Origin of the sequence: Methanomethylovorans sp., assembly GCF_041447285.1 — an archaeon.
Lineage (GTDB): Archaea > Halobacteriota > Methanosarcinia > Methanosarcinales > Methanosarcinaceae > Methanomethylovorans.
Map to the genome: position 1 here is coordinate 75,413 of NZ_JBGMEB010000005.1, position 11,651 is coordinate 87,063.

Genomic DNA, 11,651 nt, shown 5'->3' on the forward strand with positions numbered 1-11,651 from the left:
AACAATCTAAAAAAGTTAGAAGAAGGGTTTAAACCCTTCTCATTTTAAAACTCAGTTCCTTCTTACAAGGTATACAACTGCAAGAAGACCTCCAACTGCAAACAAGGTTTCAAAGCCTGGTGTTTGTGGCTCTTCAGTTGTTGGAGTAGCGTTGCTAGTTACGTCAGTGGCCACTTCTTCTGTCTGGGTTTCTACTTCACTGCTTACAGGAGACTCAAGTGTCTTTTGAGCAGTTATTACAAAGTTAGAGAATCCAGATGTCTCTGACTCGAACGTTACATAACTTTCTGTACTGTTTAGGACAGTAGTAGGCAGCACTTCCCATGCATTTGCAGTATACCTCTGCAGCTGCACATCTTCTGGTTCTACATTCATCTGGTCCATCCAGGAATTGTTTACCTTGAACTGTATCTTTGCATCCTTTAGGGTAGATGATGTAGCAAATCCTCCCTTTCCTACCCATATATTGACATATTTATATATGGATCCTTCAGGAGTGGTGTTAACCAGTTTTGATCTGTTGTTCAATACTTCTATAGTGGATGTTATTTGGCCTGAGTTCTTAAGGGAATAGAAACTGATTGACTGTATGGGGTTTCCTTCCTTTGTGAACAGATAGGTCACATTTTCATTCATTTCCAGGTATTGAGTGTTAGCGTCTTTTAATGCAAGGTTTGTGTAGTCCTCTACTGAAGCTGCACCAGAGCTGCCTCCACTACTACTGCCGCTGCTTCCACCGCTTCCTCCACCAATGGATGACTTGGTTTTGAGTTCTGCAGTTACTGCCTTACCTGCCAGTTCATCGCTGGTGTATGGGACCAGGGTGTAGGTGTAAGTCTTGCCAGTTGACAATCCGCTGTCTGCATAAGATGTTGAGTTTGTAACATTACCAAGAATAGTACCGTCTCTGCTTATTTGTACACGGCTGGTGTCGTTGGAAGCATTCCACGTCAATGTAATTGAATTCTTTGTGATGTCGCTTCCAGCAACATTGGAGACCCTGGGTAGCTTCATTGCTATGGCCGTGTCATTAACCAATGTAGAATTAATGTTCCCTGATGCATCCACTGTGCAGATACCAATAGTGTAATTAGTTGCATTAGTAAGCTCAGTTGCGTTGTATGAATTGATGGAACTGTTAGTTGTATTTGTAACAAATTCTCCATCAATATATATCATTGCATAACTGAAGTCTGCATCAGAGGGGTTTGCCCATGTCCAATTGATCCAGCTTGAATCTGAATCTGAATCATCAAGGTTTGTTACAGATGCCGGAGGTATGGTATCTACCAACAGTTCTGTTGCATTTGCTGAATCGTTTGTCCATGTGGGGTTAATGTTCCCTGATGTATCAACAGTTTTGAGACCGATGGTATGTGTACTTCCTTCAGTGAGATTTGTTAATTTATAATATGCTTCAGAAGTATTTGTAACAAAGGCACCATCAATATACACTGTTACATGACTGAAGTCCGCATCAGTGGGGTTTGTCCATGTCCAATTGATCCAGCTTGCATTTGCAGTTCTTTCTTTTAAGTTTGTAACAGATGCTGGTGGAACTGTATCAGCTGCTCCTTCCACGCTAAGGATAACAAGACCATTTCCAAAATCAGCTACGTATACATAATTGTTTGATACTGCAACATCGTATGCCACTCCAGCCGTGTTGTAGCTGCCTTCATCGACTAATGCTGCTGGGTTAGCAATATTAACTATTACAATTCCAGCTGTATCATCCGCTATATATGCATAATTTCCTGATACTACAACTCTATGTGCAAAATTTGTATCATAACTACCTACAAGTGTTGGTGCTGCTGGGTTTGTGACATCTAGTACTACAAGTCCATTAGAACCATCAGCTACATATGCGTAGTTACCTGCTACAGCAATGCCTTCTGCTGAGCCTACTGTGTCATAACTACCTGCAAGTGTTGGTGCTGCTGGATTTGTGACATCCAGTACTACAAGTCCATTAGAACCATCAGCCACGTATGCATAATTGTCTTCTACAACAACATCTTCTGCAGCTCCTAAAGTGTCATATCCTCCAACGGCTACAGGCGCTGCTGGGTTTGTGACATCTAAGATCACAATTCCGCTGCTGTTGTATGCAACATATGCGTAATTTCCAGATACAGCAATTCCAAATGCCTGGTTAATGGTATCAGTATATTTTCCTTTAAGTGTTGGTGTTGTTGCATTAGTTGTATCTACAATGATAAGACCGCCTCTACCATCAGCTACATATGCATTATTTCCAGAGATTGCAACATCATGTGCATATCCTGGGGTTACATAACTACCTGCACCTGCTGGAGTTGCTGGGTTTGCGATGTCTACTATCATGAGACCCATATAACCGTTGGCAACGTATGCATAATTATCTGAGACAACTATACCATTTGCAAATCCTGCAGTTGTAGTATAGGTTCCTGCACTTGTTGGTGCTGCTATATTTGTTATATCCACAATTGACAAACCGCTTCTACCAAAGGCTACATAAGCATAATTACCTTCCACATCAACACAATAAGCATGTATTGACTCCATGGTGTAACTTCCCGCACTTGCTGGTGCTGCCGGATTTGCAATGTCTAGGATTACAAGGCCGTTTGTTGCATCAGCTATGTATGCGTGGGTTCCATCTACCATCACATCTGTTGCAAAGCCAGATGTATCGTAATTGCCTGCAAGTGTCGGTCCTGCAGGATTTTCTATATTGATTACCTGAAGGCCACTGTCACCATCTGCTATATATGCATAGTTTCCTGATATGAAAACATCAGAGGCAGTTCCAGTTGTGTCATAGCTACCTGTGAGAGTTAATAAACCGGGGTTTGCTATGTTTACTACAACAAGTCCATTGCTATCGTCTGCTATGTAAGCATAGTTTTCTTCAACAACAACTTTGGAAGCAAAACCTGTAGTATTAAAGGTACCTACACGAGTTGGTGCTGCCGGATTTGTAATGTCCAATGAAACAAGGCCTCTGCTTCCACTGGCTATGTAAGCATAGTTTCCTGATAATGCTACGCCTCCCGCGTAAATTGAACTAAAATTTCCCGCAATTGCTGGTGCTGCTGGATTTTCTATATTTACGACCTGAAGGCCAGTTTGTCCATCAGCTAAGTATGCATAATTTCCTGATATTACTATGTTGTTAATTACTGATGGAGTAGTGACTCTTCCCATTTCTACAGGATTGGAAACATCAGTAACATCCAAAACCAGCAAGTCTTGTCCTTGTCCAACGTATGCGTAGTTGCCATTTACAACAACGTTATAAATGCTTCCACCGCGATGGCTGACAAAATCTTCGCCCTGTGAGATAATTGCATTTGTAATAGCGGTATCGTATGTATTTTCATTATATTGACTAACTAAATCTACTTTGAGCTCTTCAGCTGCCCCGATCCCTGCGATCATTAGCATCAAAAATACTGCGACTCCAAAATAGATACATCCACTTGACTTGAGTTGCACTTTATCACTCCAGTTATAGTGGTTTCGAAAGCAGATTCATTTTCAGTTTCACTTTTTGGAATAATTATACAGTGGGAGCTACTTTCATTTTTTCTACTTAGAAAGTATTGGACCACACTATTCTCAATTATGGTGTAAGGCTTGGAATTCCCCTCATATTTATCACTGACATGGTCAGTATAATTTAGATAAGTGTTACTTTCATCTGAATCTATTTTTTCATTAAGTAAATCCAGCGCACCTGAGAACGGTGGTACAACATCGCTACTGCTGAAACAAGTAGCAGCTATGTGTGAAGCATTTCCACTTTTCTGAAAACAGTACCTTTGATTGCCTACACTAATAATAAAAGCAATCAGAAGTACAACAGGAATAAATACCTGTCTTTGCATGATCGAACCACTTAAACTTTTAATACTCCGGTCTGAAAGGAGATGTATACATATATAAACATATCTTTATTTTACGAAAGCGCTTCTAATATTGTAGAAGAGTGGTTGATACAATCATACTCTAAAAGAGACTAATATTCTTGAGATGATATTACAGATTAAATTTATATGTGCGATATCCAACACAAATTCTCTGTGTATTATTATTATTATTATTATTATTATTATTATTTCGTACAGATTTCGTATCCTACTACAGCAATTATGAGAGTATCCATATGTTAGATTTTGCTGATACTTCACCATTTGAAGAAAATAGAGTAAAAAAAGAAATATAAGAAGGTGCTGCACCTTCTCTTTTTTTGCAACTTATCTTTTTCTGATGAGGTATGCAACCGCAATCATACCTGCAATTGCAAATAATGCCTCAAAGCCTGGAGCTTTTGTTCCCTTTGCTACAGATGTATCATTAGAACTGCCATTCTGGGCTTCAGTTTCACTACTTGGAGAAGAAGCAAGTTCTTTTTCAGCAGTGATGGCGAACGGCGAGAATCCTGGAGTCTGAGATTCATATAACACATAGCCAGTAGTATTGCTTTCCAAAGTAGTTGGCAATACTTCCCATGCAGTTCCATTGTATCTCTGTAACTTTACGTCCTCGGGATTTAAGCCCATATCTCGTATCCAGGAACTGTTTACCTTGAACTGTATCTTTGCATCTTTTATGTTAGATGCTGTTGCAAAGCCAGCCTTACCTAGCCATATATTCACATATTTGTATATCGATCCTTCAGGAGTACTGTTAGCCAGTTTAGATCTGTTGTTAAGTACTTCTACGGTGGATGTTATCTGGCCAGAGTTCTTAAGGGAATAGAAACTGATTGATTGTATGGGGTTTCCTTCCTTTGTGAATTCATATGTGACATTCGTATCAATTCTTAGGTAAGCATTCGCAACATCTTTCAGTGCAAGGTTTGAAAAGTCTTCTACAGAGGCTGCAGCTCCACTTCCACCACTACTGCTCTTTGAGCTGCTGCTGCCACCTCCTCCGCCACCGCTGCTCCCTGACTTGGTTCTCAATATAGCAGTTACTGCTTTTCCTTCCACTCCCTCATCGTTATATGGAACTAAAGTGTAAGTATAACTCTTGCCGCTGCTAAGGTTGCCGTCTATATAGGATGTTATATCGCTTACATTCCCAAGGACCATGTCATTACGGCTTATTTTCACTTGTGAGGTGTCCTCGGAATTTTCCCACAGGAGCGTGATAGAATTCTTTGTGATGTTTGTTCCAGCGAGGTTTGATACCTTTGGAAGTTTTATTGCGGTAGCTGAATCATTTACCTGGACAGAATTGATGTTACCCGAAGTGTCTACTGTCTGCAAACCTATAGTGTATGTAGTACCTTTTGAGAGTTCGGTAGCATTGTAGAAATTAACAGAACTGTCAGTTGTATTTGTAACAAATTCACCATCAATGTAAACCATCACATAACTGAAATCATCATCCTCAGGATTTGTCCAGCTCCAATTGATCCAGTCTGAATCTGAGTCTGTCTCTCCGAGGTTTGCTACAGATCCCGGTGGTGTGGTATCTGAAGGAATTATAGTCGTTGCTACCGCTGAGTCATTTACCCATGTGGGATTGGTGTTACCTGATGTGTCTACGGTCTTTGTGCTTATAGTATGCGTTGTTCCTTCAGTAAGGCCGGTTAATTCGTAAACTCCTGTAACTGCATTCTCAACAAATGCACCATCAATATACACCATTACATGGCTGAAGTCAGCGTCACTGGGGTTTACCCATGTCCACCTTATCCAGCTTGGACCTGCAGTTATTTCATTCAGATTTGTTACAGAGGCCGGTGGATTTACGTCTGATCCATTGTCAACACTAAGAATGACCAGCCCATTATTGAAATCAGCTACGTATGCGTAATTACCTGCTACGGCAACGCTGTATCCATAACCAGGAGTATCGTAGCTACCTGCAAGTGTTGGAGCAGCCGGGTTTGTGATCTCCAGTATTACGAGTCCATTGCTATCATCTGCTATATATGCGTAATTTCCTGATACTGCAATATTCTGTGCAAAGTTTGTGTCATAACTGCCTACCAACGCTGGTGTGGCTGGGTTTGTTATGTCCAGTATTACAAGTCCTTCACTGCCGTCGGCAACATATGCATAATTGCCTATTACATTAACTCCATATGCATGACCTGAGGTATCATAACTTCCTTCATGTACTGGTGCAGATGGCTTAGTGATATCTAAAATGACAAGACCATTATCTCCATCTGCCACGTATGCATAATTGCCAGATATCACCACATTTTCAGCATTTCCTGCAGTGTTATAGCCTCCTTCAAGGCTTGGTGATGCTGGATTTGTAACATCGACAATCAAAAGACCGCTACTTCCATCAGCTAAATATGCGTAGCTATCTGATACGGCAATACCCCATGCATGACCTCCTGTATTGGGATTATAACTACCTTTAAGTGAAGGGGATGAAGGATTTTTCACATCTGCAATTACCAAGCCGCTGTTTCCATCAGCTATGTATGCATAATTACCTGCTACTGCAATGTCATGTGCATACCCGGTAGTAATGTAGCTTCCTGCAAGAGTGGGAGATGCCGGATTAGTAATATCCACAACTGTAAGCCCCATATATCCATATGCTACGTATGCATAATTATCTACTATGGCCACACCGGATGCAAAACCTGCAACATCATAGATTCCTTCTGTGGTTGGTGATTTTGGGTTCGTGATATCAACTACTGTAAGGCCGCTTCTGGTAAATGCTGTGTATGCATAATTTCCCTCAATTGCAACATCGTATGCATATCCGGCAGTGCCAGTATATACTGCTGCAATAGTTGGTGAATCTTTATTTGCAACGTTCACTACTACAAGACCACCATTATTGTTAGCTACATATGCATAGTTTCCTGATACTGCAACACCAAGAGCAGTGTCTCCAGTGTTAACATTTCCTGCAATTGTTGGATTTGCTGGATTTATAGTATCTATGACTACAAGTCCATTGGACTCATCAGCTACGTATGTATAGTTTCCTGATATCGCAACATCTACTGCGTTTCCATTGGTGTCACAAGTTCCTGCAATTGTTGGATTTGCTGGGTTTGTGATATCTATAACCACAAGGCCATCAACCCCGTCAGCTACATATGCATGATTGCCTGACAATGTAACGCTGGCCGAGTGTCCATCAGTATTACGTGTTCCTTTAAGGTTTGGAGCATCTGGGTTTGATATATCTACAATTATAAGCCCACTGTCACCATCAGCTACATATGCATAATTTTCTGCTACTGCAACGCCATAAGCAGAATCTGTAGCGTAAGTTCCTCTTATAGTTGGTGTTGCCTTATTTGTAATATCTACTATTACAAGTCCATTCTCACCATCGGCTATGTATGCATAATTTCCTGCTACTGCAATATTGTTGATCAATGCTGGCGTTGTGACGCTTCCAACACTTGAAGGAATAGAAGGATCAGCAATATCGATCACTAGCATATCCTGTCCTTGTGCCAGATATGCGTAATTTCCAACTACCACAACACTGGAGATACTTCCTCCAAAGTGACTGGTAATGTCCTGTCCATCTGTTAACAAAGCGTTTGTAATAACGGCAGCATCATAAGTATTTTCATCAAATTGGCCAGCAAAGTTAACATTAAGTTCTTCCGCTGATCCTATTCCTGCGATTATTATCATACAAAATAACGCAAGCCCAAAACAAATTGGTCCACTTAACTTGAGTTGCATTTACGTACCTCAGTCTCAGCGGTTTCACCAGCAATTTCATCTCTAGTTCCGGTTATCTTGCTAACGATCTTGGCCAATTTTGTATAGTATGAGTCCCTTGTGTTTGCGGACAGTAATACACTACCACCAAAAATCACGCTAGAGGTTGGTGAATCATTTTCACCCATGGGGAGATGGTACATAAGATCGCTTTCTGAAAACATCAATGCGACTGGAGCGACCGGAAGTACAACAGAAGTAGAGGTCTGTTTTTGCATGATAAATACCACTTAGTTAGTTTTTAATGCTCCTCTCTTAAAAGGAGAGATGTTCATCTCTCAGGATGCTATATAAAGATATGCATAGTAAATGATATGAGTATCATTATAATAATAGAGTGAGTAAACTAAAAAGAATGACATATTCGGTTATATATGTATATTATACTATATCTTCTCGTTTTTTGTTTCAGCTTAACATGTAATGTATTTATCGCATTTTCCTGTTCATGTCCTGCATAATTCTTTATAAGTTCATGCCAAAATAAAGAATATGCAGGTGATCATCTTTGCTTAGATTATATAATAGTATGACACTAGATCTTGAGGTATTTGAACCAAAAGAAAAGAGAAAAGTAAAGATGTTCACATGTGGTCCTTCTATCTATCAGCCCGCACACCTTGGTAATTATCGCACATTTCTTTTTGAGGACATTCTTGTACGCTATTTGGAATATTCCGGATATCATGTAGAAAGAACTCTCAATTTCACTGATGTCGAAGACAAGACCATAAGTGAGGCAAAGAAGAATTTGACTGATATTTTCAGTCTTACTAACAGTTGTGCTGCAAAATTTTTTGCTGACATTGATCTTCTTGAAATCAAAAAGCCCAACTACAATCCCAGGTCTTCCACTTCCGTAGCCGTGGCTGTGAAAATTATAGAAAAGCTACTTCATAACGGTCATGCTTACTGGTACAAAGGAAATGTATACTTCGATATTCGTTCTTTCAAAGATTTTGGAAAGCTAGGGCATCTTAATAAATCTGACTGGCCTGCAAAGATAAGGCGCTTCCACAAGGACACATATCCAGGTAGTAACTGGAACATAGGTGATTTTGTTCTTTGGCATGGACATCGGAATGAAGAGGGTTTTTCCTGGGATTCATCCTTAGGAAGGGGCAGGCCCTCATGGAACATCCAGGACCCAGCTATGTTATGTGATACCCTGGGTCCCACAGTAGATATCTGGTGCGGAGGTGAAGACAATCTGGTAAGGCATCACGATTATAATATCGCAGTAATGGAGTCTGCAACAGGAAAAACACTTTCTTGTTTCTGGCTCCACGGTGCTCATCTGCTAGTTGAAGGAAAGAAAATGTCTAAGAGCAGAGGCAACGTCATATATCCCGATAATTTACTTGCTAATGGTTATTCTGGAAAAGAGATTCGCTTTTTCCTTATATACGGTCATTACCGTAAGCGTTTGAACTTTACACACAAAGCGATGGACCAAAGGACTCAACGTTTGCAAAGTCTCCTTGGAATAATTAAAAAACTAAAACATTCCTCCTTGGAAAAGGGTTTAGAAAATCATCACGCCTCAGAATTAATAAAGGAAATAGTTCCCACGTTCAGCAGGCACATGGACAATGATCTTGATGTAAGTTCTGCATTTGACAATCTTGAAGTTACCATCTTGGAATTTGCTGATTTGCATGACCAAGGAAAGATTGGAAAAGAACACATTGAAGATTTAATCTCTGCTATTGAGCAGATCAATAATGTATTGAGGATATTTTGATCTCATTTCTTTGATGAGTGAATTTCCAGAATTATATGGCAATTATTTACATATCATCTTTTTTGTAATTTCGGCCACGCGTCTTCCCTGGAAACGTACTGTAGCGAGTTCATTATCAGTGGGAAGTTTTCCGATTCCATTACCGGCTATGCTTGAAGAGCCGTAAGGTCCACCTCCGCTTATCTCATTCTGTACGCTTATCCCAGGGTAAGTATATGGAACACCTACAATAATCATGCCATGGTGAAAAAGCACCGTAGAGAATCCCAGTATCGTTGATTCCTGGCCACCGTGTTGGGTTGCTGAGGATGTGAATATGCTACCGACTTTATCCACAAGGGCACCCTTTGACCATAAACCTCCTGTCCTGTCTATGAAAGCCTGCATTTGGGCAGGTATCATTCCAAAACGCGTAGGGACGCCAAAAATGATACCATCAGCTTCTGCGAGTTTATCAACTGTTGCCACAGGTATATGGGCAAATGACTTTTTTGCGTCAGTGGCTCCCATTTTTTCCAGTATCTCGGGGGTAAAAGTTTCCTGTATCTGATAAAGTTCTACTTCTGCTCCCTCTACCTCTCTTGCACCTGCAGCTGCAGCTTCTGCCATTCTGTAGACATGTCCATAAAGACTATAGAATATGATATTGATCTTCATTATATCTCCCTAATTGGATCAACATTATTCATGTATGTTATACCTAGTATATCTGGAAACAGAAAAAACAAAAAGAGTCACTCCACCATTTTGAATTTCTATCAAACATGGCGAAGTGAAGTATTTACGTCCCGACCGAGATTTGAACTCGGGTCTAAGGCTCCGCAGGCCTCAAGGATATCCACTACCCTATCGGGACACCTGGTTTCATGTCTAACGCATTATTGAGATAAAAGTTTGTTGGTGGATAATGTCTGATTCAACAGTAATAATCTATTTCAATCAAAAAAAGTTAAATCCTGACAAGCGAATTTAGTGGATTATGTCGATGACCATAGGACTTGCAGGAAAACCCAATTCAGGAAAATCCACATTCTTTAAAGCTTCCACTCTCGCAGATGTAGAAATAGCAAACTACCCGTTTACTACTATTCATCCTAACAAAGGGGTCACCTATGTAAGGACTAAATGCCCATGCACAGAAAGAGACCACAGATGTGGTAACTGTATGGATGGGGTGCGCTATGTCCCCATCGAGCTCATAGATGTTGCGGGTCTTGTACCCGATGCACATATGGGCAAAGGTCTTGGAAACACATTTCTTGATGACCTCAGACAGGCTCAGGCCATCATCCACGTAATAGATGCGGCAGGGTCTACTGATATAGAGGGAAATCCTATTGAGGTAGGATCCCACAACCCACTGGAAGATATTAACTTCCTCAATCATGAGATCACCATGTGGATGGTGGGTATACTCAAACGTAATTGGCAGAAAATATCCCGTAAGATCCAAGGAGAGGGCCTGAAGATTGAAAGAGTGCTGGCAGAGCAGTTAGCCGGTGCAGGTGTTGAAGAATCTCAGGTAATTGAAGCCCTTATGATGACAAAGCTTGATCATAACATCACCAAATGGAGTGATGAAGAAATAATCAATTTGTGCGATAAGATACGAATTATCAGCAAGCCTATGATAATTGCAGCCAACAAAGCTGATATTGCACCAGTTCAAAACTTAGATAATTTAAAGGCAATCGGTGGAATTGTTGTACCTACAAGTGCAGCTGCCGAGCTAGCTTTACGGTCAGCTTCCAAATCTGGAGCAATCAAGTATGATCTAGGGGACAGTGATTTTTCTATAGTTGCTCAGAATCTAAGTCCTGCCCAGCAGAAGGCTCTTGAGAGTATTCGCAGCTTCCTGCACAAAATGCACAATACCGGTATTCAGGAATGCATTAATAAAGCAGTATTCGAATTGCTTGATTTAATTGTTGTCTATCCTGTAGAAGATGAAGGTAAATGGACCGATAAACATGGAAAAATGCTCCCAGATGCATTTCTTATGAAAAGAGGTTCCAATGCTCATCAGCTTGCATACAAGGTCCATTCTGATATTGGAGATGGTTTCCTATATGCAGTGGATGCAAAGACAAAGATGAGATTGGGAGAAAAACATGAGCTTGTAGACGGTTCAGTAGTAAAGATTGTCTCCACGGCAAAGTAACAATATAAAATAAACAAAAGCTGGATAC

At 40.5% G+C, this 11,651-nt stretch carries 7 protein-coding genes and 1 tRNA gene; 2 read left to right on the forward strand and 6 right to left on the reverse strand.

All coding sequences use genetic code 11. From position 1 onward, the window contains the following. Positions 1–51: 51 nt before the first annotated feature. From ACC612_RS02110 to ACC612_RS02125, 4 genes are all read right to left on the reverse strand, one after another. Entirely contained in the window at positions 52–3,486 is a 3,435-nt protein-coding gene (locus ACC612_RS02110) for a PGF-pre-PGF domain-containing protein (protein WP_371852814.1), read from the reverse strand. Next, positions 3,435–3,878, reverse strand: coding sequence for a hypothetical protein (locus tag ACC612_RS02115; RefSeq protein WP_371852815.1), 444 nt, complete (start codon positions 3,876–3,878; stop codon positions 3,435–3,437). Before ACC612_RS02115 ends, ACC612_RS02110 begins: the two co-directional genes overlap by 52 nt. Positions 3,879–4,247: 369 nt before the next feature. Continuing rightward, a complete protein-coding gene (locus tag ACC612_RS02120) occupies positions 4,248–7,679 on the reverse strand; it encodes a PGF-pre-PGF domain-containing protein (protein WP_371852816.1) in 3,432 nt (1,143 codons plus the stop codon). Continuing rightward, entirely contained in the window at positions 7,664–7,936 is a 273-nt protein-coding gene (locus ACC612_RS02125) for a hypothetical protein (RefSeq protein ID WP_371852817.1), read from the reverse strand. The genes ACC612_RS02120 and ACC612_RS02125 overlap by 16 nt, the downstream gene beginning before the upstream one ends. Before the next feature lie 311 nt (positions 7,937–8,247). Here ACC612_RS02125 and ACC612_RS02130 point away from each other — a divergent pair, with 311 nt between their 5' ends. Next, complete coding sequence (locus ACC612_RS02130; RefSeq protein WP_371852818.1) at positions 8,248–9,462, forward strand: class I tRNA ligase family protein; 1,215 nt, start codon at positions 8,248–8,250, stop codon at positions 9,460–9,462. A 42-nt stretch (positions 9,463–9,504) separates the two neighbouring features. Here ACC612_RS02130 and wrbA read toward each other — a convergent pair whose 3' ends face one another. Then, positions 9,505–10,119: an NAD(P)H:quinone oxidoreductase type IV gene (gene wrbA, locus ACC612_RS02135; RefSeq protein WP_371852819.1), complete on the reverse strand. Its 615-nt coding sequence runs from the start codon at positions 10,117–10,119 to the stop codon at positions 9,505–9,507. A gap of 127 nt (positions 10,120–10,246) precedes the next feature. Continuing rightward, positions 10,247–10,318 (reverse strand) — tRNA-Arg (locus tag ACC612_RS02140). 123 nt (positions 10,319–10,441) lie between these two features. Here ACC612_RS02140 and ACC612_RS02145 point away from each other — a divergent pair. Beyond that, a complete protein-coding gene (locus ACC612_RS02145) occupies positions 10,442–11,623 on the forward strand; it encodes a redox-regulated ATPase YchF (RefSeq protein ID WP_371852820.1) in 1,182 nt (393 codons plus the stop codon). The last annotated feature ends 28 nt before the right edge of the window (positions 11,624–11,651 follow it).